Origin of the sequence: Candidatus Thiosymbion oneisti, assembly GCF_900092655.1 — a bacterium.
GTDB lineage: Bacteria > Pseudomonadota > Gammaproteobacteria > Chromatiales > Chromatiaceae > Thiosymbion > Thiosymbion oneisti.
The window spans coordinates 12,007-28,362 of sequence record NZ_FLUY01000775.1; the positions used below are offsets into that span (position 1 = coordinate 12,007).

Here is a 16,356-nt window from a genome sequence, read left to right on the forward strand (position 1 = left end):
CAATGATTGAACCCCTGTTACGCACGGATGAAAAACTGGATAAGCTGGCCTGGCCGGGGCTTGAATCCATAGCTAAGCCTGAGATCGAGTCCGGGCAAACTATCATTGTCGCCAGCGGTTTTGAAGATCGAGCCGGAGCCTATCTGGATGAATCCTTGAAGAATGAGTCCACCGGGTTTCGCGTAATCGCTATCGAGTATCGACCACACTATGATGAAAATCGGAAGGCGCGATTAGAAGACCAGTGCCGATCTGCAGGAATCGAACCTGTCTGGATAGTCTATGACCGTCACGATCCGACAGGAATCGGCGAGCGTATCCTGACTGAAATTGGTCAGGATACCCCGTTGCTGATAGATATTTCGGGCATGAGCCGATTACTGATTGTCCAGTTGTTGGTAGCCCTGGGACGACGACCCCAGGGTTATACAAACTGCCATCTCATCTACACGGAGGCTGAGGAATATCCGCCATCGCAAGACGAGTTCGAATCGGACTATACCGATGTAAAAGAGGCAGATCCAACATTTATTTCATGGGGTGTCCAGGCATTGGCGGTTACGCCCGAGTTGACTTCACCCGCCATGGCCGGACAGTCTATCCGTTTGATTACTTTTCCTTCTTTCAATCGGGCCCAGCTGAGACAGTGTATAGACGAGTTGCAACCGACTTACATCAACTTAATCGAGGGGATACCACCCCATAAGGCGTACCGTTGGCGCGCTCGTGCCATTCGACAGTTGAATTCCCAAGCTATGGAAGCCATCCCAAACCGAAAGGTCCATCAAACAAGTACACTCGATTACATAGAGACCTTGCATTTGATACTGGAACTCTATGCGAAGCATTCGGCGTTCGACAAATTGGTGATAAGCCCCACGGGAAGCAAGATGCAGAGCGTTGCGGTCGGTATTGCTACGGCATTTTTACGGGACCTGCAGGTCGTTTATCCCACGCCAATGAAATTTACCGACAAGGAGCGTCATACGGTAGGGATTGCCGATTATTTCAGAATATCACTTGGGGGTATTCACTTATAAGGATGGCGATCCCCGGCGAGAGATGTGGGCTAGGAGACGGAGAAAACCCCTATCCGCCGCAGCCTCAAGACAATTGCTCGTCACCACCGGCGGTCAGAGCCATCCGCACCAGCTCGGCCAGGGAGCTTGCGCCCATCTTGTCCATCACCCGCGCCCGATGTGCCTCTACCGTCTTGGCGCTCACCCCCAGTACGGTGGCGATCTCCTTGTTGGCGCGGCCCTCGGTGACCATCTCCATGACTTCGTGCTCGCGGGGCGTCAGCTCCGCCAAGCGGACGGCGATCTCCGCCCGCCGTGACTGGAGCGCACGTTGTTTCTCGTCGAATTCCAGGGCGTTGCGGATGCTGGTGAGCAGCGCTTCGTCGTGGAAGGGTTTCTCGATGAAGTCCACGGCCCCGGACTTCATGGCCTTGACGGCCATGGATACATCACCGTGTCCGGTAATAATGATAACCGGGAGCCAGGAATCCTCTCGCGCGAGATGGGCCTGCAGGTCCAAACCGCTCATTCCCGGCATGCGTACATCGAGGAGCAGACAGCCGGCCCGACCCGGGAAGTAGCTGCTCAGAAATTCATCCGCCGAACCATAGGTTTTGACCTGCATGCCGATGGATTCGATGAGCCACTTGAGCGAGCTACGCATCGCCTGATCGTCGTCCACCACGAAGACTGTGGGTGTGGGTCCGTTGTTCATGCGTGCTTCTCCTCTGAGAGATCCTGAACCGAAGTGCCTTTAGTCAGCCCTGAGCTGCGAGGGATTGGCGCGCCGATGGCGCAACCGGTAGCCGGATGAAAAAGACGGCCCCACCCCGCGGGACGGATTCCGCCCAGATGTGTCCCCCGTGGTTCTTGAGGATCGTCTGGCTGATCGGCAGCCCCATGCCCATACCCGATGCTTTGGTGGTGAAGAAGGGCTCGAACAAGGATTGCATGCGCTCAGGTTCAATGCCCGGACCGGAATCCTGAACGACGACTTCGGCCTCGTCACCGATCAAGCGGGTGCGCACGGTCAGATGCCGTGCCGCGGGCGCTACCTCCTGCAGGGCATCCAGCGCATTTTGCACCAGGTTGAGCAGGACCTGCTCGATCTGTACCAAATCCACGTCTACCGCAATCCCGTCCGGCTCCGGATCGAGCTCGATCGCAAAGCCCATCTGGTCGGTATCGAACTCTACGAAGGAGCACACCTCCCGTACCAGATGGTTGAGGTCGACCTCGGATTGGATCGGCGGTTGCTTGCCGACCAGCGCCCGCAGCCGGCGGATGATCTCGCTGGCCCGCTGGGCCTGGGTCGTGATCTGGCCCATGGCATCCATGAGCTCCTGCCGTGGCCCCAGGCTGCCATGCAGACGGCGGCTGCAGCCGTTGGCGAAATTGACGATGGCCGAGAGCGGCTGATTGAGCTCGTGGGCCATCCCCGTGGCCACCTCTCCCATGGTGCTCAAACGGCAGACATGGACCAGCTCCGCCTGATGCCGGCGTGATTCCTGCTCGGCGCGACGCACCGCCGTGATATCCCGGGCATAAATGTTTACATAACCCAGCTCCTGAATCGGGGCAAACAGCAACGAATAGATCTGGTCACCGAGCTCCGTCTCGTGTTCGAGCGAACGCCCATCTCTCAGTGCCTCACCGACCTCCTCGATCTGCTTTGCAGGCAGCAGGCCCCCTTTCTGTGTGCCCCAGGCGGCAAGCAACGGCGAGCTGGCGGCATTGGCGTAGACCACGAGCCCGGATGGGCTCACGCGCAGGATCGGGTTCGGGCTTTCACCGGCGAACCGGGCTAGGCTCTTGATTTCCCGCTCTGCCTCCCTGCGTTTGGTGATGTCATGCATATAAACGGTGTAGACGAACTTGTCATCCAGTTGGATCGGTACGATGGATAGTTCCACCGGAAGCTCGGAGCCACCCGCGCGGCGGGCCATCAGCTGACCTCGGGCTTGGGGTATCCGGCCCTCTCGCCGGGCGCGCCGCGAGTCTCTCAACAGACCGAGAAAGCGCCTTCTCCCGTCCAGGGTCAGGAAGAGCTTGCTGAAGCTGGCGCCGATCGCCTGATCGCGGGTAAGTGCGAGGGTACGCTCCGCAGTGGGATTGAGCTCGATGACTTTCCCCCTGCGACTCAGGGTAACGATGGGATCGAGGGAGGCCTCCATAATGGCGGCCTTGAGGGCCTCGCTCGCGCGCATCTCGCTCTCGTGCCTGCGACTCATCTCCTCGCGTGCCTTGAGCACGAGCTGGGTGAAGTGCTGGATCCACTCTTCGAGCAGCATCAGCTGGTTGGCACCCCGTTTGAAACCCGGATGTTCGATGCCGAGCGCGCGCTGTGAAAACCCGGCCATGCGCTTGAGCACCTTGTTGAGGCGCGCCGAGACCAGATAGATCACCAGCGTGAAGACCAGGATGTAGACGAGCGCGGCCCTGACACGCTGCTGCTGCTCGAAATTGCGCACCCGGCTGGACATCTTGGTGACACTCTGGTGGGAGATGAAGGTAGCGAGTAAGAGGTTCCAATCCGTGCCTTCGTACTCGGGAAGCGATTGGGTCGTGATCAGATAGGTGTCCCGCCACTCGGAGAGCCGGGTACCGGGGACCAGCAAACTCGGATCGATGCTCGCCAGGATACGTTGTTCGTCCACGTCCACCAATGCCACGGCTGCACGGCCGGAGGACAACCCACGCTGAGAGGCAGCGAGAAACTCGTCGTTGATGGGCACGACCACGATCAGGTCACCCATCCTGTAGCCACCTGTGTCCTCGACCGCATCACTCACCAGCAGGTAGGGCCGTGCGTCAAGGCGGGTGACGACCGTGTGCAGCTCGTCGGTATCCGTGAATTTTTCGCCGATGCCCTGTCCCAGCTCCCGCGGCAGCTCCGCGTCTCCGGATTGGTAGACCTCCCGGATTCGTCCGCGGCTGTCTACCAGCAAGATGTGGCTGGGTGCGGAAAGTGCGTTACGCTCGATGAAATCGGTCAGCCAGGATGGGGAGGACTTACGGTAGATGACCGGCTCGAACGCTTCTTGCGACGACCAAAACAAGGGTTCGAGGTACTCCGCCAAGCTGCGGTGATTCGCCAGCAACCGGGCGGTCATCGCATAGTTTTTCAGGTATTGATCGAACCGGGTCAGGCTCTCCCGGGCCCGTCGATCGAGCCGCACCTCCAGCTCCTTGGCGGCGATCTTCTTAATCGCCCGGCCCTGAATCTGGTCCAACACCCCCCATACGACCAAGCCCACCGCTATCCCCACCAGGATGGAGATGACGGGCATAGGCACCAGACGCAAAAGTCGATAGAAAAATCGCTTGACAGGGATGGGGTTCAAAGTGCTCGCTGTGCGCTGTGGCGGAGTTCCGAAGAGGATTCAAGTCTAGCCGATCCCGGGCCAGCGCGGACAACGTCGTTATCCGCCCAAATCCAGCCATCCGACGTCTTTTCCCAGTCTTTTATGAAAGAGCTTATTGTGGAGAGACGGACGGTTGGTCTGGTGATATTTCGCATAGATCCCACCATCACTCCAGCCTAAAATCTCGATCTTGCCGGTTAGATGTGACATGACGAATCTGAACCGCTTGCTTAATCCGTCAAGTTGTTTCCGAGCCTCGTCGATCAGCTGGCAGGCGTCATGGAGTGGGACCTGAAATTCATCCATCACAGTGGTCACCGGCCGACATTGAAAGACATAATAGGGAATCACACCAGCGCGAGCCAGAGCGGCTTGCAATTCCGCCATGACGGAGGGGCAATCGTTGACCCCCTTTAATAAGACCGTTTGATTGTTCACGATCACCCCATCCTCTTGCAGACGTTTCACGGACCGGATACTCGCCGAGGTCAGCTCACGCGGATGATTGAATTGGGTCGTGACGTAGAGTTGTTTCCCACCCGCTGCAAAGGCCCTGAAGGCTTCATGCAGTGGGTCATCGTTGAGAATTCGGTCGGGGAGAACGACCGGAATGCGAGAGCCGATCCTGACGTACCGGAGATGGGGGATCCTCGCCAGCCGGCGCAGGATATCTTCAAGGTGATCGGTCTCGAGTACCAGGGGATCGCCGCCACTGAGCAGTACATTGGTCACTTCCCGATGTGCCCTGAGATAGGCCACCACACGCTCCCAGTCGACGACCACCTCATCATCGACCAGTCCGACCAGTCGTTTTCTGAAACAGTGCCGGCAATATACCGCGCAACGATTCGTCGTTAAAATCAAGACGGTCTGCCGGTACTTATGCTGGAACCCCCGAAATTTCGTATGTACCTGTTCTCCGCTGGTATCGAAGGCGCCGGAGAGTTTCCGTTCCCCGAGCGATGGAATGGCTATTTTGCGGATAGGATCTTTCGGATCATCCCAATCGATTAAATCGAGATAGTAATGCGTGATCCGCATCGGGTGCTTCTTTGCAAGCTGTCGTATGATCTCCGCGTCGGGGAGCGGACGTCGAATATACTGCTCCAATGCACCGACCGTCTGAACGATATTCTCAGAATGAATAGGTATGTTCATGGCTGTCAAGTCCCACCGGATTATAGACTCGTTTTTTGAACAAGTTAGGCTGTTTTTAAGACCGGTTCTTCAGGGCCTGAAGGGGTGGAATGTGGCTCAACGCCTTCTGGGGCATGTGTTGATTATAGACCTGGACGTAGCGTTTGCTGGTATCGGTCAGGTGCTCGGCGGAGTCGAAGCGGGTGGTGGCCAAGCCGTCGGCGATGGGGCCGTTAACCCGCATATCTCACCGGGGCGGCTGGCGGCACTTCAGTTTTCAATTTATTTCAGTAAATTATGGGTTAATCGCTCAATTGCCGCAACAAACAGCGTGTGATTGCCGCCAGCCGATCACCGCCCTGGCGGTTTCTCGCGCGCTCGCTTGGCCGAAGCTCAGCTCTGGGGTGAGGCCGGGTCGTCCGGCGGGGCTCGATCTCAGCCCTTGCCTGCCGATGGTTTCGCGTTTAACCTTCCAAAAATGCTCGGTTGGGGGCGATTCGATCTCCTGCCGCGCGCGGTATCCGTCGCATGGCTATGTATCTGGAAATCATCAGTCGCTCTCCCCCCGATCCCCGTTCAGACCGGCGCGTACCCTTGGTCTTCGTCCAGGGTGCCTAGGGTGGCGCCTGGATGTGGGACGAGCACTTCCTTACCCTTCCGAACAGAGGCTTTACCTTGCGGCATCAAATATGATTCACTCATGGACCATGAGCCGGCAGGGAACGGCTTTCCGATCGGCAGCGGGTTTTGCTCCCCCGGCAAGGCGCAGGAAACCGTGCCGGGGGGGTTATGTGACTGTGATCGCATCCGCTCCGGCGCCGGACTATCGGGTTGCCGCAGGCGTGCCTGCATCATTACACACAGCGAAAGGGGTAGGCAATGAGCCAAGAAACGCAAAATTCGGGCGTTAAGGAGACCCAGCGGGCGGCAAAGGACGCCAGCACCGAGAAGCCGGCCGCTCAGGCACAAGACCAACCGGCTGCCGCGCCCAAAGGCTTACCGCTCGACGGCATCCGGGTGGTCGACGTGGGCAACTTCATTGCGGGGCCCTATGCGGCCTCGATCCTGAGCGAGTTCGGAGCCGAGGTCTACAAGGTCGAGTACCCGATCGCCGGTGACCCGATGCGGGCCTTGGGTACCCCTTCCCGTCGCCAGGACTCGACCCTGTTTTGGCTGAGTGAGGCCCGCAACCGCAAATCCGTTACCATCAATCTGCGCCAGCCCACCGGGGCCAAACTGTTTCGGAAGCTGGTTGCGAAATGCGATGTGGTGGTAGAGAGCTTCAGGCCGGGCACCATGGAGAGCTGGGGGGTCGGCTGGGAGGACTTGCGCAAGGATAATCCGGGGCTGGTCATGCTGCGGGTTACCGGCTATGGTCAGACCGGTCCCTTCAAGGACCACCGCGGTTTCGCGCACCTCGCCCACGCCTTCGGTGGCCTCGCCTATCTATGCGGATTTCCCGGGCAAACGCCCACGATCCCCGGCCCCAATCCGCTTGCCGACTATATGGTGAGCCTGTATGGGGCGATCGGCATCATGTTGGCGCTGCGCCATCGGGAGCAGACCGGGCGGGGCCAATACATCGACATCGGAACCTACGAGGCGGTGTTTCGCCAGTTGGACGAGATGGCAACGGCTTACGGGCTCCACGGCAAGATCCGCGAGCGGGAGGGGGCGGGGACCATCATCGCCTGTCCCCATGGCCACTTCCGTACCAAAGACGACAAATGGGTGGCGATTGCCTGCACCAACGACAAGATGTTCGCCCGCTTGGCCGAAGATGCGATGCAAAGGCCCGAGTTGGCCGCCGAGGGGACCTTCGGTCTCAAGCACAAGCGGCTTGCCGCCCACGAAGAGGTCGACCGCATCGTAGGCGACTGGACGGCCTCGATGACCCGTGACGAGCTGATGGAGAAGTGTCTCGCGGCGCAGGTCCCCATCGGGGCCCTGAACAGTATCGCCGATATCTTCGCCGATCCCCACTACCAGGCGCGTAGCAATCTGGTCACGGTCAATGATCCGGATGTGGGCGAGATCACGGTGCCGGGTGTCATCCCGAGGCTGTCGGAGACCCCGGGGCGTGTCGAGCACCTGGGGCCGCCGCTCGGGAATATGACCGATAAGGTGCTCGGAGAGCTGCTGGGGATGACCGCCGCCGAGCTCGCCGAGTTTCACAAGAATCACGTGGTCTGATCAAGAGGGCGTCCCTATGGCTGTTCAGCCCAAACAGAAGGACAAAACAACTGTGCACGGCAATTCGAAATCGGAAGCAAAACCGCACCTGCCGCTGTCCGGGATTCGCGTCATCGATGTGGCGACCTTCATCGCAGCGCCCTATGCCGCCGGGATCATGGGCGAGTTCGGTGCTGAGGTGCTGAAGGTCGAACATCCCTTCGGTGGCGATCCCTGCCGCAATTTCGGGACCGCTACCGAACGCGGTGACACCCTCGCGTGGCTCAGTGAGGCACGCAACAAGAAATCGGTCACCCTTGATCTGCGCACCCCTGATGGGGCTGCTACCTTCAAGAAGCTGGTCAGCAAATCCGACGTCCTGTGCGAGAACTTCCGTCCCGGAACCCTCGAGAAATGGGGGCTCGGCTGGGAGGTGCTGAGCGAACTCAATCCGGGGTTGGTGATGTTGCGTATCTCCGGCTACGGCCAGACCGGGCCGTACCGGGACCGGCCTGGCTTTGCCCGCATCGCCCATGCCGTCGGCGGTCTGGCCTATCTTGCAGGTATGCCGCGGGAGACCCCCGTTACGCCGGGTTCCACCACCCTTGCCGATTACCTGACCGGACTCTATGGGGTGATCGGGATCCTGCTGGCCCTGCGCTACAAAGAGAAGACGGGCAAGGGGCAGTACATCGATGCTGCCTTGTATGAGTCAGTCTTTCGGCTCTCGGATGAAATGGCGCCGGCCTATGCCCTGTATGGAACGGTGCGCGAACGCACGGGTCCCCACAATCCGATCGCCTGTCCCCTCGGTCACTTCCGCACCAAGGACGATAAGTGGGTGGCCTTTGCCTGCACGACCAACAAGCTGTTCGAGGCCCTGGCCAAGGCGATGGACCGGCCGGAGTTGGCCTCCTACGGCCTCTATGGGCGGCACCAAAAGCGACTGGAGGCGCGGCACGAGGTGAACGACGTGGTAAGCGCCTGGTGCGGCTCGCTGACGCGCGATGAGGTGGAAAAGAAGTGCAATGAGACCGGCGCGCCCTATGCCCCCCTCGCCAATATCGCGGATATCTTCGGTAACCGGCAATTCCATGCCCGTCGCAACCTGGTTGCGGTGGACGATCCCGATGTGGGAGAGACGCTCGTCGTCCCCTGTTCGCTGCCGCGTCTGTCGGAGACGCCGGGGGAGATCAACAGCCTGGGGCCCAGGCTCGGGCAGCATACCGATGAAGTGCTGCAGGACCTCCTAGGGATGAGCCCCTCCGAGATCAAGCGCCTGCGTGACAATCGGGTTGTCTGATCCATCCGGTGCCGTGCGAGAAAACGCCTGAGGGAATGCGGCGTAACGCAGACTGACAGCGGGGACGCCCAATATATGAACCACGAATAGACACTAATTCACACCAATTCGTGTCGATTGGTGTGAATTCGTGGTTCTTCTGAATTATTTGGCGTTGTTTGGAGGGAAAAGATCCCTCCTGCGTCGGAACAGGGTTTGGCGTGTTGCATTGCGACGCACAAAGGCTCGCTGATTGTCGCCAGATCAGTGCTGGCGTCTTAACGCAACCTACACCCCCATTACCCCCCGCGTGGCCTGCCTGCACGGACCTCGCGTTGGGTGTAGGTTGGGTTAGGCGCGCTGTCCGATCCCGAAGTACAGCGATAGGGCCGAACGCGCCGTAACCCAACACGACGCTAAATGTCAACACTACCTAGTACCTAGTTTCGATCGATATTGCTAGTCCCCACACTGGAGCGGGTAAGCCAAGCGTGTGAAAACAGATACTATGAACTTGCAACATCGGTCGAAACTAGGTACTAGTATTTCCGGTTAACTAACCTTTCTCAATCTCAATAGGGGACAAAGAAGATGAAAACGGTAACTCTAGCAGTATCAATCACCCTTATGGCTCTCGGGCTGAGCGGTTGCCCCGTGAAGCCAGACCCAAAGGAAAATGACAACTATCTTGTTATTACTGGAAACAAATTTCGTAAGCCCGGATCAATAAATACAAAAATTCTATTTGCCGGAGTGAAAAGGAAACGGGGACCTAATAGGTTTGATCCAAAATTTCTTCCAGTGTTGGAGCGTGAGATTACAACCCCTCAGGTTACGCAGGCATTTAATAAGCAAACGGGTAAAGTGGCCTTTAAGGCTGCGACTAAGGCTGGCATAAAAGTGGCGGATGGGGACATAGCTGTAGATAGTTCAAATGAGTATAGATTAACAGGAAACTATTCTGTGTTTACACTATTTGATGTATATGATTTCGTAGATGAATTGAATTCAGCGAAAAACAGAAAACGTATGGAAGCTCTCATGCGTTATGATGATCCTAGAATCATAACAAGTGTTGCTGTAGTTTTTGGCCGAGAATCAAGTAGAAAGGTAAGCACCTCCGGCAATGTAAGTCTAAAGATCAAAAATCTAAAAATAGGGAACCCTAAATTTTCTATTAAAGCAGAAACCTCTGGTGAAACTGTGGCAAGGTTGTCAGACGGCACAGTATTCGCTTATGAATATGCGCGAATTTGTTGGGAAAAACGTAATGGAAGGATTCAGGTGGCCACGCTAGAAGTAGATCGCCCGGGAATAGATAATAATTGCCCGTCTGGTACGAAGGACAATGCGTCTAAGCTGTAAAACAATAACAGCTAACAAAGCCATCCAGCTGACCGCAGAAAGCGCTGTTCGTTCCTCGGCTTAAGACACTGAGGACACAGAGAAAGCAATAGCAAGGATGCTTCTGCGATCGGAGCGCGCAGTGAGCAATCCATACCATATCCAACGTCACCGGACTGTACCGGTGTGTGTCGGCGGTGTTTGGATCGGCGGTGACGCGCCCATCGTGGTCCAATCCATGACCAATACGGATACCGCGGATATAGCGGCCACCACGGATCAGGTGGCCGAGCTCGCGCGGGCCGGCTCCGAGCTGGTACGCATCACGGTCAACAACGAGCCCTCGGCGCGGGCGGTCCCCGCCATCCGCACAGCCCTCGACCGGCAGGGTTTGGACGTGCCCCTGATCGGCGATTTCCACTTCAACGGGCATCGGTTGCTCGCCGATTATCCGGATTGTGCCCAGGCCCTGGCCAAGTACCGCATCAATCCGGGTAACCTGGGCCGTGGGGAGAAGCGCGATACCCGATTCGCCACCTTCATCGAGATCGCCTGTCGCTGTGAGCGGCCGGTGCGCATCGGGGTCAATTGGGGCAGCCTCGACCCGGAGCTCGTCGCCCGCCTCATGGATGAGAACGCCGGAGCCGTCGCCCCCAGGGAAGCGGATGAGGTAATGCGTGAGGCCATGGTGGTCTCGGCGCTCGAGAGCGCAAAGCGGGCCGAGGCGCTGGGGCTCGGCCGCGACCGCATCCTGCTGTCCTGCAAGATGAGCGGGGTGCAGGACCTGATCGCGGTCTATCGCTCGCTCGCGGCGCGCTGCGACTATGGGCTTCACTTGGGGCTCACGGAGGCCGGTATGGGCTCCAAGGGCATCGTCGCCTCCACCGCGGCCCTGGCGGTTCTGTTGCAGGAAGGGATCGGGGACACCATCCGCGTCTCCCTGACCCCGGAGCCTGGGGAATCACGCACGCGGGAGGTCATCGTCGCTCAGGAAATCCTGCAAACCATAGGATTGCGGTCCTTTTCGCCCATGGTGACGGCCTGTCCCGGTTGCGGCCGCACCACCAGCACCTATTTTCAGCAGTTGGCCAAGGACATTCAGGGCCACCTGCACCGGCAGATGCCCCATTGGCGCAGCCGTTACCCAGGGGTGGCATCCATGCAGGTCGCGGTCATGGGCTGCGTGGTCAACGGGCCCGGCGAGAGTAAGCAGGCCAACATCGGCATCAGCCTCCCCGGCACCGGCGAACGGCCCTCCGCACCTGTCTATGTGGACGGTGAGAAGGTCGCAACCCTCAAGGGCAACCGGATCGCTGAGGAGTTCACGCGCATGGTAGACGACTATGTGCGGACCCATTATTCGAATCGGTCGGCATAGCCATCGCGAAGTAAAGCCACATTCGCTCCCTCGCCCCCCTGCCCCCCAGGAGGGTGTCGTAATGGGTGCGATTCAAGTCGGGCGGGAAAGTGCAGCGCATCCCGCCGCTTGATCTTGTTTCAGTTTTCTCACACCAAGCCACCAAGACACGAAGCATTCTCCTCTCTTTCTGGCGTTCTTCTCTCAATCCTTATACCCCTTTGTAGCTTGGCGTCTTGGTGTGATGCAGAAGAAAAAAGGAAACGGGAGATCAGGTTATTCCGTTTCCGCCCCGCAACCGCCCACGGACGGGCTTTTACGACACCCTCCTTGGCGGGGAAGACTCATTGTCGCGCCAAGCGTAGATAGTCGCGGGCCGCCATGAGCAGCGCTTTGCGCCCGAACAGGAACTGCCAGCGGCTGCCCCCGATCTGGCGCCACAGCCAGGCGGAGCGCACGCCGGCCAGGAGCAGGGCGCGAATCCTGTTTTGATTGTCCGGGGGTTGAAGAAAACGGGGGTCGCCTTGGACCATGACGCGCGGCTGTAGTTGGCTGATGGTCCGGCTGTAGATGTCCGCCAGATGGGCCAGCAGATTGGGGTGCAGCATGGGAAAGTGATCCAGCTTGGCCCGAGCGTCATCTATGCCTACCCCGATGTCCCGAATCAGCTGGCTGCGACCTGCCAACACCCGTTCGAGCTTGAGCAGGGTAATGACGTAGCGGGTCGGTTCTATCTCCCGCGGCTGTTTGCCCGTCAGCTGTCCCACCAGCTCCTTCGCACCGGCATACACGCTGCCCGGTGCACCGAATATCTCGGGAACACTATCGGCATCGGTCTGGAACAGGCTGTAGATACAAGGCGTCATGGCGTCCGTATCCACACTGCCCTGACGGGCGATCTGGCGAACGCACAGGACGGACTGATAGACACCCGCCAAGGCGATGGACCTGTCTTTGCCGGTATATGCCATGGGTTATTGCGTGGTTCGTCCCAACCTGCAGGACGGCATCGACGAGAGCCGCCCTGCCAACCGCCAAGACCGAGAGGATATCCGCAGCTAGGCCCTGCAAGGTCGGCTGTGGCTAATTTTTAATCCACAGATTACGCAGATTTCCGCAGATTAGGCAAGCAGGAGCCGGGAAAGCAATTTTTCAAGGTCCCCAATAAATAGCCCCTAAGTCAGTTCGTCCATCCGCGTACCGACCCACACGTCCCGGAACTGCCGCACATAGTCGTCGGTTACCTTGATGTGCCCGTTCTCTCCCCACCGTTTACCCCAACTGTTACGCAGCAACCAATGCCGAGTACCCTTGTCGTAGACGACGCCGACAAGGATCATGGCATGCCACTCGGTGGTTTCGTTCCCGCCGGGTGGAGCGAAGACGTCCATACCGCGGGCCTGAGTGAAGGCTCGATCGATGGGGGCGCCGAAGACCACCGGATGATCGGCCCGGATGGCAAGCTCGATCTCCTTGAGCCCCCGCGTCGAGCCGACGGAAGTCACTCGGTAGAAGCCTTTGAGCTGGTTATTACTGGCCATCGTGTAGAGGTCCAACGCCGGGGACTCAAAGACGGCCTCGGTCGTGTCCTTGTAGGGAAGGTACTTCTCCTCGACGACACCGATCTTCCGCAACTGGTGGGCGGCGGCCCGTAAATAGGAGCCTCCGTCACGCTCCGTATCGCCCGTGTAGTACCTGGCGGTCCAATAGAGGAACAGGCGACTGAGCTGTTCGACCCTGTCGCCGCCTGCGAGACCGTCGAGGATCTCCAGCATGTCGCACCAGCTGTTGGCGGTACACGAATTGATACGCCCCTGGTCGCTGATGGGGGTATGCTCCGGGATGATGTGGTCACGGCCTTCCCGACTTGCGCCCGCCTTCTGGCGCATCGGCTTCTCGATGCGGGAGAAGCTGCGATCCAGGGAAGACCAGTCGGGCTTGCGGTGAACCCCCGCCTTGTGGTCGAAGATCCCCATCTCCCGGTCGTCGAGCTGACCGCCCGGACGGGTGATGACGCCATCGCCGTGTTCAATGATCGATACGCTCATTGCATTCCCTCCGCCGGGCACCGGTTGGCCTCGGTACAGCTCTTTGCATTCGCTATACACTTCGGATTGAGAAAAATGCGACCTTCTCGTTGGGCCGTCTTGCAGGTGTCCCGGAAACGCTCCCCGCGCCGGTTCACCCACATCGGGTCACCGGCTCGGTCCTTGCACTGCATGCGTTTGAGATTCTGTTCCGCCTTCAGGCAGTAATCCGTATCCGTCGGCGTGGGGGTCGGGGTCGGCTTCGCCCCCTGCCCGCCGCAGCTAGTCAGCAGTAAGAAGAGCAATAGAAAAGGGAGTAGTAGAATTAATCGTTGTTTCATATAAGCTTTCACCTTATGTAAAAAAGCAACCTGTTTTCAAGTGCACAAGTACTTGAAAAATAATGCGAAATGGAAAGTCAATTTTCACTAAAAATTGTCGGGAAGGCAATTTTCTCGAGGTTTTTAAAGCCAGAATGATAACAGGGTACTTGCTTAGGGGCACCTTGAAAAGCTTGCCCGCGCGGGTCTTGCTTTGGGTGTAGGTTGCGTTAGCCGCGCGGGGAAACGTCTCGGAGGGCACGACGTCGAACGCAGCGTAACACAACACGACGCCTTCTCGGGCCGCACCAAATAACGCCGGACATGCTGTTTGGGGGACCGGACGCGACGCTTGCGGGTGCCCAGGGGGTGTCCTTTGTGAGCGGTAATGATGTAGACTTCATTGCACGCCACGGTGTCCTTCGAGAATCGCTACCAGCTTGCATTCGACAACACCTCACAAGGAACCTTGAAAAATTGCCTTTCGCCCCTCGCTCCCTCGCTACGAACCCATAAGCCGGACGGGCTCTGAAAATTCGAATGAAGGGGACTGTAAATGAAGCCCAATACCAATCCACAACCTTCTTCGCTATCTTTGAAGACGGACGATATTGCGCCCGCGATTGAAGATGCTCAATTGTTGCTTCAACATGTCGCCGAGAAGGGTATTGCACTTGATGAACATGACATCTCAGTCTTGGTCGAAGCGAAGTTTTCATACCGAGAAGGCACATTGAGCGCAGAGCGGGAGCAGTTATTTTGGCGATCGCTTACGAATGTGACACGTGCCATAAAACCCGTGACAATCCAATCCCTGAGAGCGATACATCAATCCCCTAAAAGAAAGAAGTACATGGAGGGAAATATTGATAAAGTTGCGTCACACTATAGAGGTGTTGCCGTTTTGTCAGTCATCATCTTACTTGTCGTTCAGATCTATTTGATCATCGGCGTCACGGCAAAAACGAAATCGAGAGAACTGTTTGAGCAAAAAGAGGAGATTAGGGCGAAAATCGCAGAAGTCAGGCATCTCAAAAAACTGACAGACCAGAACCTGGAAGATGACCACACTATCAAAGCGTTAAAAGTTCAATTCAAGGAGATTGAGCAAAAAGAAGATGCAAACTATGCGCTGCTCACAAGTTGGAATAAGATATGGTTGACTCTCCTCTTTAAGGACGAGTTTCAAGGTAAGCTTAGAGGGTATCGTGAAACAGATTACGAAACCCAATTTGCGATGCTGGAAGATGAGATTGCACAGCAGGAAATGTCCATACAGCCACAGAGTGAACATGCAGATAACGCGGCTCAAGAAACATCCGTACAATTAAAAAATGAGCCCACGGATAGCACAAAACAAGACGCAAACAACCAACGCGAACGACTTAAGACGTTAAAAGAAACATTGCGAGAAAAACAGCTCGAGCGGGAACATGATATAACACGAAATCGGTTCTTTTTGAACACTTTTTCTTCCGCATATGTGACTATCGCTCTGGAAAGATATCTACTTCCTTTGCTCTATGGTTTGTTAGGTGCAATCTTCTATGTGTTAAGGACCTTATCGCGGGAATTGGAGAGTCTTACCTATTTACCACTGACAGAAATCAATTATCGGTTACGTATTCTAACCGGGGCACTTGCGGGGTTGACCGTCAGTTGGTTCTTTACGGGAAATAATCTCAGTGCTGGCCTTTCCGGCTTTGCCGTATCATTTCTAACCGGCTACAATGTGGAGCTTCTGTTTTTTTTAATGGATAAAATGATTTCACAATTGACAAGCAAAAATTCCAGTTCGGAACCTGCCCCATCTCAATCACAACCGGCAAATAGGGGTTCCGGTCTGAAACATGTCACATCTCAATCGCAACCGGTGAGTAAGGGTTCCGGTTCGGATGTGCCTCAGTCGCAACCGGCGAGTAAGTCCGGTTCGGACATGCCTCAATCACAACCGGCGAATAAGGCTTCCAGTTCGGAACGTACCCCATCTCAATCACAACCGGCAAGCAAAGACTCTCAAAAATCTTGAGTCCGGTCCCCCAAACAGCGCCGAATCATTCAGGGTTGCTGACAGTCCCCACCCCGTTTCGGCTCAGAGGCTGTCTAAAAAAGGGCCGTAGGCCAGAGTAGGCGGTAGGTTGGGTTGAGGAACGAAACCCAGCTTTTAGGGGCAAGCCTGGTTTGCTGGGTCTCGTCCCTCAACCCAGCCTACCGGCTTAAAATCAATGGGTTAGTTTTTAGACAGCTTCTTAGGGAGCGTTCTCAATTAACAGATTTTCTCTCGTTCCCACGCGCCGCGTGGGAACGCAGAAGCTCCGCGCCGCGGAGTGTCT

General features: G+C 57.1%; 13 protein-coding genes and 1 pseudogene. 6 read left to right on the forward strand and 8 right to left on the reverse strand.

Translation table 11 applies throughout. The features are described 5' to 3' along the window. The first annotated feature begins 2 nt into the window (after positions 1-2). The gene (locus BQ17_RS08445) at positions 3-1,040 is read left to right on the forward strand and encodes a hypothetical protein (protein ID WP_089726112.1); all 1,038 of its coding nucleotides are present in this window, start codon (positions 3-5) and stop codon (positions 1,038-1,040) included. 64 nt (positions 1,041-1,104) lie between these two features. On the opposite strand, the gene BQ17_RS08450 is transcribed toward BQ17_RS08445, so the two are convergent. The 5 genes and pseudogenes from BQ17_RS08450 to BQ17_RS23285 form a co-directional block, all read right to left on the reverse strand. Further along, the gene (locus tag BQ17_RS08450) at positions 1,105-1,734 is read right to left on the reverse strand and encodes a response regulator transcription factor (RefSeq protein WP_089726115.1); all 630 of its coding nucleotides are present in this window, start codon (positions 1,732-1,734) and stop codon (positions 1,105-1,107) included. A gap of 43 nt (positions 1,735-1,777) precedes the next feature. Beyond that, positions 1,778-4,309, reverse strand: a complete 2,532-nt coding sequence (locus BQ17_RS08455) for a PAS domain-containing sensor histidine kinase (RefSeq protein WP_089726117.1) — start codon at positions 4,307-4,309, stop codon at positions 1,778-1,780. Positions 4,310-4,441: 132 nt separating this feature from the next. Then, positions 4,442-5,542: a KamA family radical SAM protein gene (locus tag BQ17_RS08460; protein ID WP_089726119.1), complete on the reverse strand. Its 1,101-nt coding sequence runs from the start codon at positions 5,540-5,542 to the stop codon at positions 4,442-4,444. Then, positions 5,520-5,762: pseudogene (locus BQ17_RS24640) on the reverse strand (IS481 family transposase); the annotation flags it as partial. The pseudogene BQ17_RS24640 and the gene BQ17_RS08460, both read right to left, overlap by 23 nt. Positions 5,763-6,097: 335 nt before the next feature. Then, the gene (locus tag BQ17_RS23285; protein ID WP_256091523.1) at positions 6,098-6,223 is read right to left on the reverse strand and encodes a hypothetical protein; all 126 of its coding nucleotides are present in this window, start codon (positions 6,221-6,223) and stop codon (positions 6,098-6,100) included. Positions 6,224-6,400: 177 nt separating this feature from the next. On the opposite strand from BQ17_RS23285, the gene BQ17_RS08465 reads away from it, so the two are divergent. The 4 genes from BQ17_RS08465 to ispG all read left to right on the forward strand — a co-directional run bounded on the left by BQ17_RS08465 (position 6,401) and on the right by ispG (position 11,697). Next, positions 6,401-7,714: a CaiB/BaiF CoA transferase family protein gene (locus BQ17_RS08465; RefSeq protein ID WP_089726120.1), complete on the forward strand. Its 1,314-nt coding sequence runs from the start codon at positions 6,401-6,403 to the stop codon at positions 7,712-7,714. 16 nt (positions 7,715-7,730) lie between these two features. After that, positions 7,731-8,996, forward strand: coding sequence for a CaiB/BaiF CoA transferase family protein (locus BQ17_RS08470; RefSeq protein WP_089726122.1), 1,266 nt, complete (start codon positions 7,731-7,733; stop codon positions 8,994-8,996). 570 nt (positions 8,997-9,566) lie between these two features. Then, complete coding sequence (locus BQ17_RS20495; protein WP_141699172.1) at positions 9,567-10,340, forward strand: hypothetical protein; 774 nt, start codon at positions 9,567-9,569, stop codon at positions 10,338-10,340. Positions 10,341-10,461: 121 nt separating this feature from the next. Next, positions 10,462-11,697: a flavodoxin-dependent (E)-4-hydroxy-3-methylbut-2-enyl-diphosphate synthase gene (gene ispG / locus BQ17_RS08475; protein WP_256091524.1), complete on the forward strand. Its 1,236-nt coding sequence runs from the start codon at positions 10,462-10,464 to the stop codon at positions 11,695-11,697. 323 nt (positions 11,698-12,020) lie between these two features. Here the strand turns inward: ispG and hflD are convergent, their stop codons facing one another. The 3 genes from hflD to BQ17_RS08490 form a co-directional block, all read right to left on the reverse strand. Next, positions 12,021-12,647: a high frequency lysogenization protein HflD gene (gene hflD, locus BQ17_RS08480; protein ID WP_089726126.1), complete on the reverse strand. Its 627-nt coding sequence runs from the start codon at positions 12,645-12,647 to the stop codon at positions 12,021-12,023. 204 nt (positions 12,648-12,851) lie between these two features. Then, positions 12,852-13,724, reverse strand: coding sequence for a C1 family peptidase (locus tag BQ17_RS08485; RefSeq protein ID WP_089726129.1), 873 nt, complete (start codon positions 13,722-13,724; stop codon positions 12,852-12,854). Continuing rightward, positions 13,721-14,044, reverse strand: coding sequence for a hypothetical protein (locus BQ17_RS08490; RefSeq protein WP_141699173.1), 324 nt, complete (start codon positions 14,042-14,044; stop codon positions 13,721-13,723). Before BQ17_RS08490 ends, BQ17_RS08485 begins: the two co-directional genes overlap by 4 nt. A 535-nt stretch (positions 14,045-14,579) precedes the next feature. Between BQ17_RS08490 and BQ17_RS08500 the strand changes: the two genes are divergently transcribed. Further along, the gene (locus BQ17_RS08500) at positions 14,580-16,052 is read left to right on the forward strand and encodes an AAA family ATPase (protein WP_089726135.1); all 1,473 of its coding nucleotides are present in this window, start codon (positions 14,580-14,582) and stop codon (positions 16,050-16,052) included. The last annotated feature ends 304 nt before the right edge of the window (positions 16,053-16,356 follow it).